This window comes from Bradyrhizobium centrosematis, from assembly GCF_045571495.1.
Classification (GTDB): Bacteria; Pseudomonadota; Alphaproteobacteria; order Rhizobiales; family Xanthobacteraceae; genus Bradyrhizobium; species Bradyrhizobium centrosematis.
In genome coordinates this window covers 987,567-1,006,134 of record NZ_CP120703.1, presented here as the reverse complement: position 1 = coordinate 1,006,134, position 18,568 = coordinate 987,567, and the positions used below count along the sequence as shown (strand labels likewise).

Here is an 18,568-nt window from a genome sequence, read left to right as displayed (position 1 = left end):
CCAGATTCATAGGGCCATATAGGCTGCGGCGGAGTGGATTCCGGGCTCGCGCTGCGCGCCCCGGATGACGGCGCGGCGCTTCGCGAACTGGCTTTTGGGCCAATAATATCAGATGGTGGCGCGATGATTTCCGATTTGCGCCCATTGCCTGTTCTCCCGATCTCTCCCTGCGCGCAGGGGGAGAGAGCAGCGGTGTAGGTGCCACGTGAAAGCGATCCGCTACATCTACGTCGTGGCGATGGATGCGTTCTACACGTTCCTGGCCGATGACGGCTGGGCGATCGCAAGCCACATCGCCCTGTCGACGCTGATGGCGCTATTCCCGTTCCTGATCGTGCTGACCTCGCTCGCCGGCTTCTTCGGCTCCAAGGAACTCGCCGACCAGGCCGCCAGCCTGATGCTGCAGATCTGGCCCAAGCAGGTCGCCGATTCGATCTCGGGCGAGGTCCACGACGTGCTGACCACGACCCGCACCGGCATTCTGACCATCGGCGCGGCGCTGTCGGTCTACTTCGCCTCCAACGGCGTCGAGGCGCTCAGGGTCGCGCTCAACCGTGCCTATGCAGTGGTGGAGATGCGGCGCTGGTACTGGCTGCGGCTGGAATCGATCGCCTACACGCTGATTGCAGCCTTCACTGCCCTCGCCATGGCCTTCCTGATCGTGCTCGGGCCTCTGATCATCGAGGCCGCGCGGCGACACATTCCGCTGTTCGTCGAATCGAACGAAAGCATCCTCACCTGGCTACGCTACGGCATCACCATCAGCGCGCTGGTGGTGGCACTGATCATCCTGCACGCCTGGCTGCCCGCCGGACGGCGCAGCTTCCTCCAGATCCTGCCCGGCATCGTCTTCACCATCGTGGCGTCGCTGATCTCCGGCATCGTGTTCGGACAATATCTGGCGCGCTTCGCCAACAACTACGTGACGATGTATGCGGGGCTCGCCTCGGTGATCATCGCGCTGGTGTTTCTGTACTTCATCGCCGCGATCTTCGTGTACGGCGGCGAGCTCAACGCCGCGATCATCAAGTCGCGGCTTCCTCACGGCGTGTCGCTTCAAGCAGCGCAGTCGCTAGCGCCCGCGGAGACACAGGCTTGACCAGGAAGGCGTCGGCGCCAGCCTCGCGCGAGGCGGCCTCGTCCTCGCCGCGGCCGGACACTCCAATGATCGGGATCTGAGCCAGCGGCGAGTCCATGGTGCGGATCCGCCGGATGGCCTCGACGCCGTCGATGCCCGGCAGCACCATGTCCATCAGCACCGCATCGAATGCGCCTTGCGCCAACCGGCCGACGGCATCCTCGCCGCGCCCGATGAACTCGGCTTGATGACCGAGCTCGGTCAAAATGGTGTTGAGCACGACGCGGCCGAACGGATTGTCCTCGACGCTGAGGACGCGCAGGGGCGCGACCGCATCCGTCCCGGCCTCGCCCTTCATCCTGCGGGATTTGCCCGATCCCGCGGCCTCCAGCGATACCGTCAGGGTGAAGGTGGCACCGCCGCCACGGCGCGGTGCGACGGTGATGTCGCCGCCCATCGCCCGCGCCAATTGCTTGACCGAGGAGAGCCCCAGGCCGGCTCCGCCGAAGCGCGAGGCGATGGTGACATTGGCCTGGGTGAATGGGCGGAACAGCCGCTTGATCTCGGCCATGGTCAGGCCGATCCCGCTGTCCGATACCGCGAAAGCAACGCCGACCCTGCCTTTGGCTTTGTCCTTGCCCTTCGTCCTGCTCTTGGCGGGCGCGATCGCGAGCGCCACGCCGCCCCGATCGGTGAACTTCACGGCATTGTCGATCAGGTTCTCGAGCGCGGCGCGAAGACGGACGGGATCGCCGACCACCAGGCCGGGCAGCTTTTCGGAGATGTCGACCTGGGCCTGGAGACCCTTGGCCGCCGCGCGCCCCGCCAGTGAATCGCCGGCGCTGCGGGCGAGCGTGCGCAGGTCGAACAGGTCCTGCCGCAGCGTACTGCCCTTCCCGGCCCCCTTGCCGGTTCTGGCGGCGTCCACGAACAGGGTGGCAAGGCTCGCCAGATGCTCGGCACCGGCCTTGATGGTGTCGGCCCAGCGCCGCTCCCGTTCCCCCAGATCGGAGGTCGCGAGCAGATCGCTGATCGCCAGAATGCCGGTCAGGGGGGTGCGGACCTCATGGGCAAAGGCAGCCAGCGCCGCCTGGACCACATCGGGCGCGACCGTCCTGGTGCTGCGCTTGCGCACCTGTCCGGTCGCCCCGGACGGCTTCCGAGGCGGCCGCCTGAACGTCCGCGTGCTGCGCGCTGGGCGCTTCTTCGCCGCCATGATCCCCTTCGAAGTATTCCCTTCGGGCCCCTGGGCTGTTTGGTGAGCATGGCACGGCGGAACACCCGGAGTCACGGCAGCCTTTTGCTAACCCCCAGAGAAACTTAACCTAATCCCACCAGCTGGCAGATGCCGGCGGGCGTAGCGCCGGCCGCACGCAAGGCACGCAGACCGGTCGAGCCGCTCGATTTCGACAGCTTCCGCCCCTCACCGTCGCAAATCAGCCGGTGATGGCGGTAGACAGGCTCGGGCAGGCCGAGCACGACCTGGAGCAGGCGGTGCACCGCGGTGGCGTGAAACAGGTCCTGGCCGCGGACAATCTCGCTGATGCCCTGCAGCGCGTCATCGACCACGACAGACAGATGGTAGCTGGTCGGCGTCTCCTTGCGGGCCAGGATCACGTCGCCCCAGGCCTCTGGCCGTGCCGGGACGGTGCCCCGCTCGCCATCAGGCCCCTCGCCGAGTTCGTTCCAGCTCAAGCCGCCGACACGCCGGCAGGCCGCCGCCATGTCGAGCCGCAGCGCGTAAGGCGCTCCTGACGCCAGCAGGCGTGCCCGCTCGTCGGTAGGTAGCGATTTGGAATCGCCGGGGTAAAGCGGCGCGCCGTCGGGATCGCGCGGCCACTTGCCACCCGCCTCGCGGGCGGCAACGAGCCGTGCGATCTCGGCACGGCTCTCGAAGGTGGGATAGACGAGCCCGAGCGCCGACAGCTTTTCAAGCGCGGCGCGATAATCTGCGAGATGCTCCGACTGCCGCCGCACCGGCGTTTCCCAGTCAATCCCGAGCCAGGCGAGATCCTCGTAGATCGCCGCCTCGAATTCCGGCCGGCACCGCGTCGCGTCGATGTCCTCGATCCGCAGCAGCAATCGGCCGCCGGTCTCTCGCGCACGGTCGAAATTGAACAGCGCCGAATAGGCGTGGCCGAGATGCAAGAAGCCGTTGGGGCTGGGAGCGAATCGGAAAACGGGTGGTGTCATCGACATGAATCTCGTCATGGCCGGGCTGGGCCGAGCGGCTGTCATTCCGGGGCGGTCCGCAGGACCGAACCCGGAATCTTGAGATTCCGGGTCGATGCTCTGGGTCGCGCTTCGCGCGATCCCGTCGCATCGCCCCGAAATGACGGAGTAGGATAATAGATGCGCGGGTCAAGCCCGCGCATGACGAGTCTGGAACACCATGACCATTCACCTCGAAACTCAGTCCGACCTTGAAGAGGCGGTCCACGCGCTGGTCAAGCGCGACCCGCGCCTGAAGCCCGTGCTCGAGATCGCGGGCATGCCGGCGCTGCGGCGGCGCGAGCCGGGTTTCGCGGGTCTTGCCCACATCGTTTGCGGGCAACAGCTGTCGACCGCGAGCGCCGCGGCAATCTGGGGACGGCTGTCGGCCGCCTTCGATCCGTTCGACCATGCGGCCGTGGGCCGCGCCCGCGCCGACCGGCTGGGGCGGCTCGGCCTGTCAGCCGCCAAGATCAAGACGCTGAAGCATCTTGCGCGCGAGATCGGCGCACAGCGGCTGAACCTCGACGTGCTCGCCGAGGAAGACGCCGACGCCGCGCACCATACGCTGATCGCGCTGCCCGGCATCGGCCCCTGGACCGCAGACGTCTATCTGCTGTTTTGCCTTGGCCATGGCGATGCCTGGCCGGCCGGCGATCTCGCCGTGCAGGAGGGCATCAAGATCGGCCTCGGCCTCAAGGCACGGCCGACGGAGAAGCAGATGGCGCCCCTCGCCGAACCCTGGCGTCCCTTTCGCGGCGCAGCGGCACATTTGTGGTGGAGCTATTATCGCGCCGTGAAGAAGCGCGAGGGCGTGCTCGCAGGATCGGGCTAGCCGCGCAGCCTGGCGCGGTCGGCCCGGGCGCATTCGGCGACGAAGTCGACCACGGCGCGCACCGCCGGGAGCTCGACGAGGTCGGGATGGGCCAGCAGCCAGAGATCCGCGACGCTGGCGAGCTTCTGCGGGGCGACACGCACCAGATCGGAATAGGTTTCGGCGACGAAGCACGAGAGCGCGGAGATTCCGATCCCGGCGCGGACCGCCGCCAGCATGTCGCCCTGCGAGGAGCAGCGCATCACCACCCTCGCCTGGCGCGTGACGACGTCGCTCCAGCGTGCGAGCTGCGCATTGGAAGCCTGATCGGCAAAGCCGATGACGCTGTGTTCCTTCCACTCGCCACGCCGTTCAGGCAAGGACCGCCCGGCGGCATAATCGCGCGAGGCATAGAATCCCGTACCGAGACGGCCGACCTTGCGGCCGACCAGGTTTTCCTCGCCGCTGTCGAAGGGCCGCAGCACCACGTCCGCCTCGCGCCGGCGCACGCTTGCCGGGAACGGGTGGGTGATGATCTCGAGCTGGATATGATCGTGCGCCCGCAGGAAGGCGGGCAGACGCGGCATCAGCCAATGCGAGGCCAGCGTCGCGCCGATCGACAGCTTGACGATGCCGCGAGCCTTCTGCCCTTTCGCCGCCACCGCAGTCTCGGCCCGCAGCGCCGCCGCCGCCATGGCCTCGGCGTGCTCGCGCAATGTCGTTCCATCCGCAGTCAGCGCCAGGCCTTCGGCGGCTCGCGCCAGCAATCGGGTGCCGAGCTGGGCTTCCAGCGCCGCGATCTTGCGGCTGACGGTGGGATGGCTGGTGTGCAGCCGGCGCGCGGCGGCGGTGAAGCTGCCGGTATCGGCGACCGCGACGAAGGTCTTGCAAAGGTCCCAGTCCATCGTCAGCCTCGTTCACATCTGAATGACCGTCCGTTCATTATTGAACGGCGCGGGCGCGCCGTCCAACCTTATAGTGGGATCAAATCCGCAACACGGGCGGCAACTCGCCCGCGCGACAATCAACACGGAAACGCCACGTCGTCCGCCCGCCGGCGGAGAGGCGCGTTTCGGAGGACATGATGGCGCTGCCCACTCTCTTGAAACATTCGCTCGAGCTGCCCGTCGTCGGCTCCCCCCTCTTCATCGTCTCCGGGCCCGAGCTGGTGATCGCCCAGTGCAAGGCGGGCGTCGTCGGCTCCTTTCCCGCGCTCAACGCCCGTCCGGTCGAGAAGCTGGACGAGTGGCTGAGCCGCATCGAGGACGAGCTCGGCGAATACAAATCGCTCAATCCCGGCATGAAGGTCGCGCCCTACGCCGTCAACCAGATCTGTCACGCCTCCAATGACCGGCTGATGAAGGACATGGAGACCTGCGTGAAGCACAAGACGCCGATCATCATCACCTCTCTGCGACCGCCGTCGGAGATCGTCGAGGCCGCGCATTCCTATGGCGGGCTGGTGTTCCACGACGTCATCAACGTCAAGCATGCGCGCAAGGCCGCCGAGCAGGGCGTCGACGGCCTGATCCTGGTCTGCGCCGGCGCAGGCGGACATGCCGGCACGCTGTCGCCGTTCGCGCTGGTGCGCGAGGTCAAGCAATGGTTTGACGGCGCCATTCTGCTGTCGGGCGCGATCAGCGACGGCTTTGGCATCGCCTCGGCGCTGACGCTGGGCGCCGACCTCGCCTATATGGGCACGCGCTTCATCGCGACGCAGGAAGCCAATGCCGACGACGCCTACAAATCCGCGCTGACGCAGCACGCCGCGCACGACATCGTCTACACCAACCTGTTCACCGGCGTGCACGGCAACTATCTCGGCCCCTCGATCGCCGCGGCAGGGCTGGACCCGGACAATCTCCCGGTCGCCGACAAATCGAAGATGAATTTCGGCTCGGGCGGCAACATGAAATCGAAAGCGTGGCGCGACATCTGGGGATCGGGCCAGGGCATCGGCCAAATCACCGACGCCCCTCCGGTCGCCGAGCTCGTCGGCCGCATGAAGCGTGAATTCGACCAGGCCCGGCAGGAATTCCTGATGCGCGCCAGTGCCTGACGGCTCAGACGGACAGAAAGAAGACGGGAGGACATCATGAAGCTGGCGGCCGCACTGATCGGCCTGTCCCTGCTGGCGTTCGCCGGCGGCGGCGCCCATGCCGAAGGCACGGACGAGATCCGCATCGGACAGACCCTGCCCTATAGCGGTCCGGCCAGCGGCTTCGGCGCGATCGGCCGAACGCAGGAAGCCTTTGTCGAAAAGATCAATGCCGAAGGCGGCATCAACGGCCGCAAGGTCAAGTTCATCACGCTGGACGATGCCTACTCGCCGCCGAAGACGGTCGAGCAGACCCGCAAGCTCGTCGAGCAGGACGAGGTGCTGATGATGTTCGGCTCGCTCGGCACCGCCACCAACAGCGCCGTGCAGCGCTATCTGAACAGCAAGAAGGTGCCGCAACTGTTCGTGCTTTCGGGCGCGACCAAATGGGCCGATCCGCAGAAATATCCGTGGACCATGCCCGGCATGGCCGCCTATGAATCCGAGGGCGTGGTCTATGCCAAGCACGTGCTGCGGACCAAGCCCGACGCGAGGATCGCCATCCTGTCCCAGAACGACGATTTCGGCCGCGACTACGTCGCGGGCTTCAAGCGCGCGCTCGGCACCAAGGCCGCCGGCATGATCGTGGCGGAGGCGACCTACGAGACCAGCGCGCCGACGATCAGCTCGCAGCTCTCGACCCTGAAGGCGTCGGGCGCGGACGTGCTGTTCGGCGTCGTGCTCGGCAAGTTCACCTCGCAGATGATCAAGGGCGTGGCCGAGATCGGCTGGAAGCCCGAGCTGTTCTTCGTGCCGACCTCGGCCTCGTCGATCTCGTTTCTCGAGCCGGCCGGGCTCGACAACGCCGTCGGCCTGATCTCGTCGAGCAATCAGAAGGACACGATGGACCCGCAATGGGCCAGCGATCCCGGAGTGAAGGAGTATTTCGCCTTCATGAAGCAATACATGCCGAACGCGGACCTCTCCAACTCCAACTACGCGGCCGGCTACCATTACGCGACGCTGCTGATGACGGTGCTGAAGGCGTGCAAGGATGATTTCAGCCGCGACAACATCATGCGTCAGGCCGCTTCGCTGAAGGACGTCAAGCTGCCGCTGCTGCTGCCGGGCATGTCCGTCAGCACCGGCCCCGACGATTATCTGCCGTTCCAGCAGCTCCAGCTCCGCCGCTTCAACGGCAAGAGCTGGGTCGGCTTCGGCGACGTGCTGGACGATCGCTAGCCTCGAGCGGAACAAGGACGGACATGATCATCAGCGGCGAACGCCGGATCGGCTATGACGAGATCCAGGCGCGCATCAAGCGCGCGGCGAGCGGGCTTCGCGCCCTCGGCCTTGCCGAAGGCGCGCCGGTCGCCATGATGCTGCGCAACGATTTCGCCTTGTTCGAGGTGGTCGCGGCCTCGGCCGCGCTGGGCAGCCCCGTGGTGCCGATCAACTGGCACCTGAAGGCCGAGGAGGTCCGCTACATCCTGACGGACAGCGGCGCGAAGATCCTGATCTGCCACGCTGACCTGCTGCCGCCAATCCAAGGCGGCATTCCGGAGGATGTGCGCCTGCTCGTGGTCGCGACACCGCCCGAGCTGGCGGCAACCTTCGCCATTCCCCATGAGCTGACCGAAGTCCCGGCGGGCCTCACCGATTGGGACTGCTGGCGCGACGGCTACACGGAAATGCAGGAGCCACCGCGCCGGGCTGCGGCGATGATCTACACCTCGGGGACCACGGGCATGCCGAAAGGCGTGCGGCGCATGCCGATGCAGCCGGAACAGGCCGCCGCCTCCGAACGCGTCGGCGCGATCGCCTACGGCATCAAGCCGCGCGAGGGCCAGGTCGTGTTGATCAACGGGCCGATGTATCACTCGGCGCCGCACTCCTACGGCATGATGGCGTTCCGCAACGGCTGCACCATCGTCCTGCAGCCGCGCTTCGATGCCGAGGAGCTGCTGGCGCTGATCGAGCGCCATCATGTGACGCACATCCATATGGTGCCGACCATGTTCGTCCGCCTGCTCCGCCTGCCGGAGGCTGTCAGGCAACGTTACGATCTGTCGTCGCTGCGCTTCGTCGTGCATGGCGCCGCGCCCTGCCCGCCCGAGATCAAGCGGGCCATGATCGAGTGGTGGGGACCGGTCATCAACGAGTATTTCGGCTCGACCGAGACCGGAATCCCGGTCTGGCACTCGGCCGAGGAGGCGCTGAAGAAGCCCGGCACGGTCGGCCGCGCTATCGAAGGCGGCATCGTCAAGATCTTTCGCGAGGACGGCAGCCTCTGCGGCGCAGGCGAAGTCGGCGAGATCTACATGCGCCAGACCGCGGTGCCCGATTTCGACTATCACGGCAAGGCGCAGGCGCGCGCGGAGGCCGGGCGCGATGGTCTCGTCAGCGTCGGCGACGTCGGTTATCTCGATGAGGACGGCTATCTTTTCTTGTGCGACCGCAAGCGGGACATGGTGATCTCGGGCGGCGTCAACATCTATCCCGCCGAGATCGAGAACGTTCTGATCGCGATGCGAGGGGTGCGCGACTGCGCTGTGTTCGGCATCCCGGACGCGGAATATGGCGAGCGGCTGTGCGCCTGCATCGAACCCGACACCGGTGCGCAGCTCTCCGCCAGTGCGGTGCAGGCTTTTCTGCGCGAACGGCTGGCCAACTTCAAGGTGCCGAAGGAGATCCGCTTCCTCGATGCCCTACCCCGCGAGGCGACCGGAAAGATCTTCAAGCGCAAGCTGCGCGATCCCTACTGGGCGGACCAGAGGGCGGCTGGACCTTAGCCGCCCGCCGACTCCTGCCTGAAACATTGCCGGCATATACCGTCCGAGCAGAGCCATATGCCGGCATTGCTCGGGTCATCGGCTTTTGGCGACCTGCGAAACCGTATAGCCTCGACCAGAGGAAACGCCGCGAAGACGGCCACGAGGTCGCGCATGCTGGACAGGACGAAAGATATTTCCGTCGCCGCGCAAGGCTGGCTCGACGCGTTCGAGCGCATTCTGGGCAAGAGCGATCCCACCGCGCTGGCCGCCCTCTTCGTCGTCGACAGCTACTGGCGCGACGTGCTGGCACTGAGCTGGAACCTGCAGACACTTGCCGGCCGCGACGCGATGACCCAAGCGCTGGCGGCGCTGGCGCCCAAGGCGGCACCGGCGAAATTCGAGATCGCACCCAACCGCGCGCCGCCGCGCTGGGTGACGCGCGCCGGCACCAACAGCGTTGAGGCGATCTTCAATTTCGAAACCGCGATCGGGCGCGGCAGCGGCATCGTCCGGCTCGTCCCTGACGCGACCGATGGCGACCGCCTGAAGGCATGGACGCTGCTCACCGCGCTTGACGAATTGAAGGGCTTCGAGGAGCAGCTCGGCACCTCACGCCCGCGCGGCCAGGCCTATTCGCGCGATTTCCGCGGGCCGAACTGGCTCGACCAGCGCAACGCCTCGCGCGACTATGCCGATCGCGACCCGGCCGTGCTGGTGGTCGGCGGCGGCCAGGCCGGGCTCGCGATCGCGGCGCGGCTGAAGCAGTTGCAGGTCGACACGCTGATCGTCGATCGCGAGACGCGGATCGGCGACAATTGGCGCAAGCGCTATCATGCGCTGACATTGCATAACCAGGTGCAGGTCAATCACCTGCCCTATATGCCGTTCCCGCCAAGCTGGCCGACCTACATCCCCAAGGACAAGCTCGCCAACTGGTTCGAGGCTTACGTCGATGCGATGGAGCTGAACTTCTGGACCGGCACCGAATTCGAGGGCGGCGCCTATGACGAGGCGCAAGGACGCTGGACGGTGACGTTGCGGCGCGCCGACGGCAGCAAGCGGATCATGCATCCGCGCCATGTCGTCATGGCAACCGGTGTCAGCGGCATCCCCAACATGCCGGACATTCCGACCCTCGGCAATTTCCGGGGGACGCTGCTGCATTCCAGCCGCTATGAGGACGGCGAGACCTGGACCGGCAAGCGCGCGGTCGTCATCGGCACGGGCAACAGCGGTCATGACATCGCGCAGGATCTCTATTCCAGCGGTGCGGAGGTGACGCTGGTGCAGCGCTCGCCCACACTCGTCACCAATATCGAGCCGTCGGCGCAGCTCGCTTATGCCACCTACAATGAAGGCACGCTCGAGGACAACGACCTGATCGCGGCCTCGATGCCGACGCCGCTCGCGAAGAAGACTCATATGATGCTGACGGAGCGGTCCAAGGAGCTCGACAAGGAGCTGCTCGACGGCCTCGCCCGCATCGGCTTCAAGCTCGACTTCGGCGAGGCCGGCACCGGCTGGCAGTTCAAATACCTCACCCGCGGCGGCGGCTATTATTTCAACGTCGGCTGCTCCAACCTGATCATCGAGGGCAAGATCAGGCTCAGGCAGTTCGCCGACATCGAGCGTTTCACGGCCGACGGCGTGCGGATGAAGGACGGCACGATCATCCCGGCCGATCTCATCGTGCTCTCGACCGGATACAAGCCGCAGGAATACCTGGTGCGACAGCTGTTCGGCGATGCCGTCGCCGACCGCGTCGGCCCGATCTGGGGCTTTGGCGACGGGCACGAGCTCCGCAACATGTATGCGCGCACCAGGCAGCCCGGCCTCTGGTTCATCGCCGGCAGCCTCGCCCAGTGCCGCATCAACTCGAAATATCTCGCGCTGCAGATCAAGGCGATCGAGGAAGGGATTTTGCCAAGGGCTTTGGCTATGCCGTTGAGCACAGCTTGAGCAACACCGTCATTGCGAGCGTAGCGAAGCAATGACGGCGCGGATGCAGACGCGCACGGCAGACAGAACTGAAGGAAAGGACCACCCATGCCGGCCATTCTCGGCAGCGGCGAGCACCGCTACCGCGTCGTCGACAATTTCGCGAAGCTGCCGGACGGTTGGCAGCTCACCGATGTCGCCTCGGTCGCGGTCGACAGCAAGGACCGCATCTATGTCTTCAATCGCGGCGCCCATCCGATGGTGGTGCTGGACCGCGAGGGAAATTTCCTGCGCAGTTTTGGCGAAGGCCTGTTCTCGCGCGCGCACGGCCTGCACATCGACGCCGACGACAATCTCTATTGCACCGACGACGGCGACCACACCGTGCGCAAATGCACCACCGACGGCAAGGTGCTGCTGACGATCGGCATCCCCAAGAAGCCGGCACCCTTCATGAGCGGCGAGCCGTTCCATCGCTGCACCCACACCGCGCTGTCGCCGAAGGGCGAGATCTACGTCTCCGACGGCTATGGCAATGCGCGCGTGCATAAATACACGCCTGACGGCAAGCTGATCAAAAGCTGGGGCGAACCGGGCACCGATCCTGGCCAGTTCAATATCGTGCACAATATCGCCACCGATGCCGACGGCTGGGTCTATGTGGCCGACCGCGAAAATCATCGCGTGCAGGTGTTCGACGGCGAGGGCCGGTACGAGACGCAATGGAACAATCTGCACCGCCCCTGCGCGCTATGCTGCTGCGGCGGGCCTGAGAACCCGACCTTCGTGATCGGCGAGCTCGGCCCGGGCCTTGCCATCAACCGCAATGTGCCCAATCTCGGCCCGCGGCTGTCGATCGTGGACGCCAAGGGAAATCGCATCGCGCGGCTCGGCGGCGAGGAGGGGCCGGGCGTTGCCAGCGGCAAATTCCTGGCGCCGCACGGCATCGCGCTGGACTCGCAGGGCGATATCTATGTCGGCGAGGTCGGCGTCACCAACTGGGAGACGAGCTTTCCGGACGAGGCGATGCCGCCCGTCGTTCGCGCGAGCCGCTGCCTGCAGAAGCTGGAGCGGGTACGGGAGTAGCTGCAACTGCAAGGCCATCCGCGCGGAAGGAGTTCCGCGCCGCCGCGAGGGCCACGGCGAGATCGCGGCATTTTGAGCGCTTCTGCCACCCCGCCGCCGCATTGCTTGCGCCTGAATAAGTCGCTCAACGGGCTTCACAATCCCGTCACGCTGCATGTAGTATGTCAATACATGCTGCTTCGCAGCGTATATTGGAGGCCGGGAGCGTTACTTGAACGCACATGTCTCGCAAGGCAGTTGGCCGGTGTTGGTGCTGAATGCGGACTTCCGGCCGCTGAGTTACTACCCGCTGTCTCTCTGGTCGTGGCAGGACGCGATCAAGGCGGTGTTCCTCGACCGCGTCAACATCGTCGCTCACTACGATCAGGCGGTCCACAGTCCTACGCTGCAAATGCAGCTGCCGAGCGTCGTCTCGCTCAAATCCTTCGTCAAGCCGACCACCCACCCCGCCTTCACCCGGTTCAACGTCTTCCTGCGCGACCGTTTCGCCTGCCAATATTGCGGCTCGCCCGAAGACCTCACCTTCGACCACATCATCCCGCGCAGCAAAGGCGGCCAGACCACCTGGGAAAACGTGGTCGCGGCATGCTCGCCGTGTAACTTACGCAAGGGCAACCTGACGCCGGCACAAGCAAAAATGTTTCCGCGCCAGAACGCGTTCGCGCCGACCGTGCACCAGCTCCACCGCAACGGCCGCCTGTTTCCGCCGAACTATCTGCACGACAGCTGGCTCGACTATCTGTACTGGGATACGGAGCTGGATCCGTAGGAGCGCGCCTTGGCGCCTCATCCCCGCTGCAAGGCCAGCGTCACGCCGCCGAGCGTGAGCGCCATCGCGGTCCATTCGCGATAGCCCAGCGGCTCGCCCAGAATCATGGCAGCGGAGACCACGCCGATCACCGGCACGATCAGCATGCCGGTCGAGGCCGTAGTCGGTGGCAAGCGGCGCAGCGTCTCGAACCAGGTGACGTAGCAGACGCCCATCGGCACCAGCGTCATGTAAGCGAAGCAGCCGAGCCCCAGCGGGGTGATCGCGGTGATGTCGGGACGTTCAAAGAGCAGGCCGAGCACCAGCATGGTGGCGCAACCGAGCCCGACCTGCCAGGCGACGACGACCAGCGGCGGCAGCGGCAGCGGCTTGCGGTTCAGCACGTTGCCGAGCGCGAACAGGATGGCGCAGAGCAGCGCGAGCACAATACCCAGCAGCTTGTCGGCACCAAACGCGAAGCCGTTGCCGCTCAGGAGCAGCGTGACGCCGGCAACACCGAGCACGAGCCCGAAGATATCCCTCAGCGCCGGCCGCGTATGCAGCACCGGCCAGGCGAACAGCATCGCCCAGATCGGCATGGTGTAGGCGAGCAGCGCGCCCTCGCTCACCGTCACATATTTCATCGCGACCGTGCCGAGCCCCATCCAGGCAAAGACGTTGGTGAAGGTCGCAAACAGCAGCCGCGGGATGGCCTCGCGCGGAACGGCGAACGACTCCTTTCGGCTCAGCACCAGAGTCCCCAGGATGAGCGAGGCGCAAACGCCCGCCAGCCCGCGCGCGAACAAAGGTGGCCATTGCTGGAGCAGCAGCTTCATCAGCGGCCAGTTCAACGCCCAGCCGACGGCCGTCACGCAGAGGCAGAGAGAGCCGATCGTCCTGTCGCGCCGCGCCGAATCCATGACAAGCGCTTAGCAGGCAAGTGCGGCCCGCTCCACCTCGGCTGGCGCATGCGCGGCATCACCGAGGCAAGGAACCTGAGGCGGCCATGCCCGTTCAGAATCAACGCCAAGCGCCCGCGCATCCACGTTCCGCGAACGCGTTGGTCGGCCGCAAATCGAAACAGGGGAAGACCCATGCCCGCACCCGAAAGCGATCACGTCTACAAGATCCTGGACCTCGTCGGATCATCCGAGACCTCGATCGAGGACGCGATCAAGAATGCGATCAGCCGCGCCGCCAAGACCGTTCGCGAGATGAAATGGTTCGAGGTGGTGCAGACGCGCGGTCACATCGAAAATGGTGCCGTGCGCCACTATCAAGTTACGCTGCGCGTCGGCTTCACGCTGGAGGGCTGAGGCGACGGGCGCACCGCGGTTACCCGGCACCGCTTCGGATTTGTCGCCCGCCTTCCGGCGGGATATGACTCCGATCAGGGCCGATCTCCGGCCGATCCGCGAGTGCTGCCGTGACCGACGCAATCAAGCTCGTCCTGTTCGACATGGACAATGTCCTTTGCGCCTATGACAGGGCGACGCGCGTCGCCTATCTGGCAGAGATCGCGGGAACGACCAGCGACGCCGTGCACGAGGCGATCTGGGGCAGCGGATTCGAGCTGCTCGGCGATTCCGGCGCGCTCGCGGCCGCCGACTATCTGCAAGGCTTTGGCGAACGCATCGGCTATCCTCTCTCGCTCGCGGAGTGGGTGGAGGCACGGCGTCGCTCTATGCAGGCGGATCGCGCGATGCTGGAAGTCGCCCGCAGCTTGCGCAAGTCGGTCGATGTTGCCGTCCTGACCAATAATACCACGCTGGTCGCCGACCACATCGACACGCTGCTGCCGGAGCTCCGTCCGCTGTTCGGCTCCCGAATCTACGCCTCGGCCCAATTCAAGACGGCCAAGCCGGACCCGGACTGCTATCGTCTGTGCCTGTCGGAGCTTGACGTGCGGCCGCAGACCGTCCTGTTCGTCGACGACCTCGCGGCCAATGTCGCCGGAGCGCAACAGGCGGGCCTGTTCGCGCATCAGCACACGTCCGTAAAGGCTTTCAGGCAGGCTCTGTCGGAACACGGCCTGCCGCTCGACTGAAGCTGCGTCTTCGCGTCTCGTCAGGCCAGGTGGCAGGCCACGAAGTGACCGCCCGCTCCCTCCTTCAGCACGGGCGCGCTCTCTGCGCAGCGCGGCTGGGCGATTGGGCAGCGGGTGTGGAAGTGACAGCCCGATGGCGGCTTCATCGGGCTCGGCACGTCGCCCTTGAGGCGGATGCGCTCGCGCTTCAGCTTGGGATCAGGCACCGGCACCGCCGAGAGCAGCGCCCTGGTGTAGGGATGCTGCGGATTGCGGTAGAGGTCGCTGGCCTTGGCAAGCTCGACGATGCGGCCGAGATACATTACAGCGACGCGGTCGGAGATGTGCTCGACCACCGAGAGGTCGTGCGCGACGAAGAGATAGGTCAGGTTCAGCTCGGCCTGGAGATCCTCCAGCAAATTGATGACCTGGGCCTGGATCGACACGTCGAGCGCGGAGACCGGTTCGTCGCAGACGATCAGCTTCGGCTCGACCGCCAGCGCCCGCGCGATCACGATGCGCTGGCGCTGGCCGCCGGAGAATTCATGCGGATAGCGCCGCATGTGCTCGGCCTTGAGTCCGACCTTGACCAGCAGGCCCGCGACGCGCTCCTCGCGCTCCTTGGCGGAGCTCGCGAGATTGTGGATGGTGAAGGCCTCACCGAGGATCGCACCGACCGTCATGCGCGGATTGAGCGAGGCGAACGGGTCCTGGAACACCAGCTGCATGTTCCGCCGCATCGCGCGCAGTTCGTTGCCGCCGAGCTTGCGCACGTCCTGGCCGTCGAAGGTGACCTCGCCGTCGGTCGGCTCGATCAGGCGCAGCACGCAGCGGCCCGTAGTGGACTTGCCGCAACCGGATTCGCCGACGAGACCGAGCGTCTCGCCGCGATTGACCGAGAACGACACGCCGTCGACCGCGTAAACGGTGCCGACCTGGCGCGACAGCAGGCCGCCGAGCACGGGGAAATGTTTCTTCAGGCCGCTGACGCGGAGCAAGGGCTCGCTCATGACGCGGCTCCCAGGTTCGGATCGCCGAGATGACAGGCCATGCGGTGACCGGGCGCGATCTCGCGCAGCAGCGGCTCCTTCTCGGTGCAGACATTCATGGCGAACTTGCAGCGCGGCGCGAAGCGGCAGCCGACCGGCGGATTGATCAGGATCGGCACCGAGCCGCCGATCGCCTCCAGCCGCGTCTTGTGCTCGCTGTCGAGGTCGATGCGCGGGATCGAGCGGATCAGGCCTTGCGTGTAGGGATGGCGCGGATCGCCGAACAGGTCGTCGACGAGCGCCTCCTCGACCACCTTGCCGGCGTACATCACGACCACGCGCTGCGCGGTTTCGGCGACCACGCCCATGGCATGGGTGATCAGCATCACCGCCATGCCGAAGCGATCCTTCATGTCCTGGAGCAGGTCGAGGATCTGGGCCTGGATGGTGACGTCGAGCGCGGTGGTGGGCTCGTCGGCGATGATCAGCTTCGGCTTGCAGGCGAGCGCCATGGCGATCATCACGCGCTGGCGCATGCCCCCGGAGAACTGGTGCGGGTAGTTGTGCACGCGGCCTTCGGCGTTCGGGATCTGCACCAGCTTCAGCATCTCGATGGTGCGCTCGAGCGCTTGCTTCTTCGTCACGGCTTCGTGCCGGCGCAGGCTCTCGGCGATCTGCTCGCCGATGGTGAGCACCGGGTTGAGCGAGGTCATCGGCTCCTGGAAGATGAAGCCGATCTCCTTGGCGCGGATCTCGTCGAGCTGGTTGCTGGTCAGCGGCACCAGATCGCGGCCCTCGAAGATGATCTGGCCAGCCGCGATGCGCCCCGGCGGCATCGCAATCAGCTTCAGGATCGACATCGCGGTCACGGTCTTGCCGCAGCCGGATTCGCCGACGACGCAGAGCGTCTCGCCCTTGTTGATCGAGATGTCGACACCGTCGACGGCCTGGAGGATGCCGTCGTCGGTGGAGAAATGGGTCTTCAGTCCCTTGATCTCGAGCAGCGGTGCCATCAGATCACCCGTCGCGCATCCAGCGCGTCACGCAGACCGTCGCCGATGAAGTTGATGGCCACCACCGCGATGAAGATCGCGCCGCCCGGGAACAGCGCCCAGTGCGGACCAATGTCGAGAAAATCCTTGGCGTCGTACAGCAGCCGGCCCCAGGTCGGGGTATCCGGCGGGAAGCCGAGGCCGAGGAAGGACAGCGTCGATTCCGCGATGATGGCAGCGGCGACGTCGATGGTGCCCGCAATGATCACCGGACCGACCGCATTCGGCAGGATATGGCGCAGCACCTGCCGCACCGGACCGGCGCCGAGCGCGCGGGCAGCCTCGACGAACTCCTTCTCGCGGATCGACAGGAACTGCGCGCGCACGAGCCGCGCCACCGGCATCCAGCGCAGGCCACCGATCACGAGCACGATCAGGATGAAGATGCCGCCTTCGGGGCCGAACACCTGCTTCAGCCCGTCGCGGAAGAGATAGATCAGGAGCAGCAGCAGCGGCAGCTGCGGCAACGACAGGAACAGGTCGGTGAGCCACATCAGTGCGTGCCCGAGCGCGCCGCGCGACATGCCGGCGAGCGCGCCGATCAGCGTGCCGATGAAGACCGAGACCAGCATCGCGGCGAGGCCGACCGCGAGCGAGATGCGGCCGCCATAGATCATGCGCGCCAGGATGTCCTGGCCGAGATCGTCGGTCCCGAAAGGATGGGCCAGCGAGGGTCCCTGTAACCCTGCGACGATGTCGATCTCGTTGATCTTGATGCGCCATACGAAGGGCCCGACCAAGACGGCGAGCACCAGAATGAGCAGCAGGAAGGCGCTGACGACTGCGAGCCTGTGGCGGCTGTAGCGCCGCCACGTCTCGCGCCAGGGCGAATAGACGCGCCGCTCAGCGGAAGGAGATGCGAGGGTCAAGCCAGCCATAAAGAACGTCCGCGATGAGATTGAACAGCACGACGAGGCACGCGAAGACGAAGGTCACGGCCATCACAACCGGCGTGTCGTTGGACAGGATCGAGGAGATCAGCAGCGAGCCGATGCCGGGAATGCGGAAGATCTGCTCGGTGACGATGGCGCCGCCGAACACCGCGGGCATCTGCAACGCGATCAGCGTCACCACCGGGATCATGGCGTTGCGCATCACGTGCTTGATGATTACCTTGGCCTGCCCGAGCCCCTTGGCGCGCGCCGTCGTGACGTAGTCGAGCCGGATCACGTCCAGCATTGCCGAGCGCACGAAACGCGTCATCGACGCCGCCTGAAACAGGCCGAGCACCGCCACCGGCATGATCGCCTGACGGATCATCTCCAGCACCCAGTGGATGCCGGTCGCCTTGATGTCGGTGGTGTAGACGAACGGCAGCCAGTCCAGCGTGACCGAGAAGATCAGGATGAACAGGATGCCGGTGAAGAAGGTCGGCAGCGAGAAGCCGACGAAGGCGAGCGTGTTGGCGATCTGGTCGAACAGCGAATAAGGCCGGGTCGCGGCATAGACGCCGACGGGAATCGCGATCAGCAACGCCAGGATCTGCGCCGAGCCGATTACATAGAGGGTGGCCGGCAGGCGCTGCAGAATCAGCTTGTCGACGTCCATCCGGCTGACGAAGGAGAAGCCCCAGTCGCCATGCAGCATGGCATTGAGCCAGTGCAGGTAGCGGAGATGAATCGGATCGTCGAGGCCGAACTTGGCCCGAAGCGCGGCTTGCACTTCCGGCGGCACGTTCGGGTTCGTCGCCAGTTCCGAGAACGGATCGCCGGGGGCGAGCGCGAGCACGACGAACAGCACGACCGAGATTCCGAGCAGGCTCGGAATCGCGATCAGGAGACGACGCAGGATGTACTGACTCATGAGGGAAGGGC

Annotated in this window: 18 protein-coding genes; 10 read left to right on the top strand and 8 right to left on the bottom strand. The window is 65.8% G+C overall.

What is annotated here, in order from left to right; genetic code table 11:
* Window positions 1-205: 205 nt before the first annotated feature.
* On the top strand, window positions 206-1,099 hold the full coding sequence (locus tag P6U31_RS04765; protein ID WP_407187108.1) for a YihY/virulence factor BrkB family protein: 894 nt from the start codon (window positions 206-208) through the stop codon (window positions 1,097-1,099).
* Here P6U31_RS04765 and P6U31_RS04760 read toward each other — a convergent pair.
* Together P6U31_RS04760 and gluQRS are read right to left on the bottom strand one after the other, a co-directional pair.
* Window positions 1,026-2,294 (bottom strand): ATP-binding protein, encoded by a 1,269-nt coding sequence (locus tag P6U31_RS04760; RefSeq protein ID WP_407187107.1) that lies wholly within the window; start codon window positions 2,292-2,294, stop codon window positions 1,026-1,028. The two genes, P6U31_RS04765 and P6U31_RS04760, sit on opposite strands and share 74 nt — an antisense overlap.
* 104 nt (window positions 2,295-2,398) lie before the next feature.
* Window positions 2,399-3,271, bottom strand: a complete 873-nt coding sequence (gene gluQRS / locus P6U31_RS04755; RefSeq protein WP_407187106.1) for a tRNA glutamyl-Q(34) synthetase GluQRS — start codon at window positions 3,269-3,271, stop codon at window positions 2,399-2,401.
* Window positions 3,272-3,470: 199 nt separating this feature from the next.
* Between gluQRS and P6U31_RS04750 the strand changes: the two genes are divergently transcribed.
* Window positions 3,471-4,124 (top strand): DNA-3-methyladenine glycosylase family protein, encoded by a 654-nt coding sequence (locus tag P6U31_RS04750; protein WP_407187105.1) that lies wholly within the window; start codon window positions 3,471-3,473, stop codon window positions 4,122-4,124.
* Here the strand turns inward: P6U31_RS04750 and P6U31_RS04745 are convergent.
* Complete coding sequence (locus P6U31_RS04745) at window positions 4,121-5,008, bottom strand: LysR family transcriptional regulator (RefSeq protein ID WP_407187104.1); 888 nt, start codon at window positions 5,006-5,008, stop codon at window positions 4,121-4,123. The genes P6U31_RS04750 and P6U31_RS04745 overlap by 4 nt on opposite strands.
* Window positions 5,009-5,187: 179 nt before the next feature.
* Between P6U31_RS04745 and P6U31_RS04740 the strand changes: the two genes are divergently transcribed.
* The 6 genes from P6U31_RS04740 to P6U31_RS04715 all read left to right on the top strand — a co-directional run bounded on the left by P6U31_RS04740 (window position 5,188) and on the right by P6U31_RS04715 (window position 12,708).
* Complete coding sequence (locus tag P6U31_RS04740; protein WP_407187103.1) at window positions 5,188-6,162, top strand: NAD(P)H-dependent flavin oxidoreductase; 975 nt, start codon at window positions 5,188-5,190, stop codon at window positions 6,160-6,162.
* Window positions 6,163-6,198: 36 nt separating this feature from the next.
* Entirely contained in the window at window positions 6,199-7,383 is a 1,185-nt protein-coding gene (locus P6U31_RS04735) for an ABC transporter substrate-binding protein (protein WP_407187102.1), read from the top strand.
* 23 nt (window positions 7,384-7,406) lie between these two features.
* Complete coding sequence (locus tag P6U31_RS04730) at window positions 7,407-8,933, top strand: acyl-CoA synthetase (protein ID WP_407187101.1); 1,527 nt, start codon at window positions 7,407-7,409, stop codon at window positions 8,931-8,933.
* A gap of 153 nt (window positions 8,934-9,086) precedes the next feature.
* Window positions 9,087-10,874 carry a flavin-containing monooxygenase gene (locus P6U31_RS04725; RefSeq protein WP_407187100.1) on the top strand — a complete coding sequence of 596 codons (1,788 nt, stop codon included), beginning with the start codon at window positions 9,087-9,089 and terminating at the stop codon, window positions 10,872-10,874.
* 87 nt (window positions 10,875-10,961) lie between these two features.
* A complete protein-coding gene (locus P6U31_RS04720) occupies window positions 10,962-11,939 on the top strand; it encodes a peptidyl-alpha-hydroxyglycine alpha-amidating lyase family protein (RefSeq protein WP_407187099.1) in 978 nt (325 codons plus the stop codon).
* Between the two features lie 211 nt (window positions 11,940-12,150).
* Window positions 12,151-12,708: an HNH endonuclease gene (locus P6U31_RS04715; RefSeq protein ID WP_028134115.1), complete on the top strand. Its 558-nt coding sequence runs from the start codon at window positions 12,151-12,153 to the stop codon at window positions 12,706-12,708.
* 17 nt (window positions 12,709-12,725) lie between these two features.
* Here the strand turns inward: P6U31_RS04715 and P6U31_RS04710 are convergent, their stop codons facing one another.
* Window positions 12,726-13,607 (bottom strand): DMT family transporter, encoded by an 882-nt coding sequence (locus P6U31_RS04710; protein WP_407187098.1) that lies wholly within the window; start codon window positions 13,605-13,607, stop codon window positions 12,726-12,728.
* 174 nt (window positions 13,608-13,781) lie between these two features.
* On the opposite strand from P6U31_RS04710, the gene P6U31_RS04705 reads away from it, so the two are divergent.
* Window positions 13,782-14,003: a dodecin gene (locus P6U31_RS04705; protein WP_407187097.1), complete on the top strand. Its 222-nt coding sequence runs from the start codon at window positions 13,782-13,784 to the stop codon at window positions 14,001-14,003.
* A gap of 83 nt (window positions 14,004-14,086) precedes the next feature.
* Window positions 14,087-14,734, top strand: coding sequence for an HAD family hydrolase (locus tag P6U31_RS04700; protein WP_407190082.1), 648 nt, complete (start codon window positions 14,087-14,089; stop codon window positions 14,732-14,734).
* Between the two features lie 20 nt (window positions 14,735-14,754).
* Here P6U31_RS04700 and P6U31_RS04695 read toward each other — a convergent pair whose 3' ends face one another.
* Genes P6U31_RS04695 through P6U31_RS04680 form a run of 4 tightly spaced genes read right to left on the bottom strand, consistent with a single transcriptional unit; the run spans window position 14,755 to window position 18,557 of the window.
* Window positions 14,755-15,723, bottom strand: coding sequence for an ABC transporter ATP-binding protein (locus P6U31_RS04695; protein ID WP_407187096.1), 969 nt, complete (start codon window positions 15,721-15,723; stop codon window positions 14,755-14,757).
* Window positions 15,720-16,715, bottom strand: a complete 996-nt coding sequence (locus P6U31_RS04690; protein ID WP_407187095.1) for an ABC transporter ATP-binding protein — start codon at window positions 16,713-16,715, stop codon at window positions 15,720-15,722. The genes P6U31_RS04695 and P6U31_RS04690 overlap by 4 nt, the downstream gene beginning before the upstream one ends.
* Window positions 16,715-17,632 carry an ABC transporter permease gene (locus P6U31_RS04685; RefSeq protein ID WP_407187094.1) on the bottom strand — a complete coding sequence of 306 codons (918 nt, stop codon included), beginning with the start codon at window positions 17,630-17,632 and terminating at the stop codon, window positions 16,715-16,717. Before P6U31_RS04685 ends, P6U31_RS04690 begins: the two co-directional genes overlap by 1 nt.
* Window positions 17,598-18,557 (bottom strand): ABC transporter permease, encoded by a 960-nt coding sequence (locus P6U31_RS04680; RefSeq protein ID WP_407187093.1) that lies wholly within the window; start codon window positions 18,555-18,557, stop codon window positions 17,598-17,600. Before P6U31_RS04680 ends, P6U31_RS04685 begins: the two co-directional genes overlap by 35 nt.
* Between the last annotated feature and the right edge of the window lie 11 nt (window positions 18,558-18,568).

Coding starts and splice junctions, on each gene's coding strand:
- P6U31_RS04760 (WP_407187107.1), bottom strand. CDS start 2,294: ATGGCGGCGAAGAAGCGCCCAGCGCGCAGCACGCGGACGTTCAGGCGG.
- gluQRS (WP_407187106.1), bottom strand. CDS start 3,271: ATGACACCACCCGTTTTCCGATTCGCTCCCAGCCCCAACGGCTTCTTG.
- P6U31_RS04750 (WP_407187105.1), top strand. CDS start 3,471: ATGACCATTCACCTCGAAACTCAGTCCGACCTTGAAGAGGCGGTCCAC.
- P6U31_RS04745 (WP_407187104.1), bottom strand. CDS start 5,008: ATGGACTGGGACCTTTGCAAGACCTTCGTCGCGGTCGCCGATACCGGC.
- P6U31_RS04740 (WP_407187103.1), top strand. CDS start 5,188: ATGGCGCTGCCCACTCTCTTGAAACATTCGCTCGAGCTGCCCGTCGTC.
- P6U31_RS04735 (WP_407187102.1), top strand. CDS start 6,199: ATGAAGCTGGCGGCCGCACTGATCGGCCTGTCCCTGCTGGCGTTCGCC.
- P6U31_RS04730 (WP_407187101.1), top strand. CDS start 7,407: ATGATCATCAGCGGCGAACGCCGGATCGGCTATGACGAGATCCAGGCG.
- P6U31_RS04725 (WP_407187100.1), top strand. CDS start 9,087: ATGCTGGACAGGACGAAAGATATTTCCGTCGCCGCGCAAGGCTGGCTC.
- P6U31_RS04720 (WP_407187099.1), top strand. CDS start 10,962: ATGCCGGCCATTCTCGGCAGCGGCGAGCACCGCTACCGCGTCGTCGAC.
- P6U31_RS04710 (WP_407187098.1), bottom strand. CDS start 13,607: ATGGATTCGGCGCGGCGCGACAGGACGATCGGCTCTCTCTGCCTCTGC.
- P6U31_RS04705 (WP_407187097.1), top strand. CDS start 13,782: ATGCCCGCACCCGAAAGCGATCACGTCTACAAGATCCTGGACCTCGTC.
- P6U31_RS04695 (WP_407187096.1), bottom strand. CDS start 15,723: ATGAGCGAGCCCTTGCTCCGCGTCAGCGGCCTGAAGAAACATTTCCCC.
- P6U31_RS04690 (WP_407187095.1), bottom strand. CDS start 16,715: ATGGCACCGCTGCTCGAGATCAAGGGACTGAAGACCCATTTCTCCACC.
- P6U31_RS04685 (WP_407187094.1), bottom strand. CDS start 17,632: ATGGCTGGCTTGACCCTCGCATCTCCTTCCGCTGAGCGGCGCGTCTAT.
- P6U31_RS04680 (WP_407187093.1), bottom strand. CDS start 18,557: ATGAGTCAGTACATCCTGCGTCGTCTCCTGATCGCGATTCCGAGCCTG.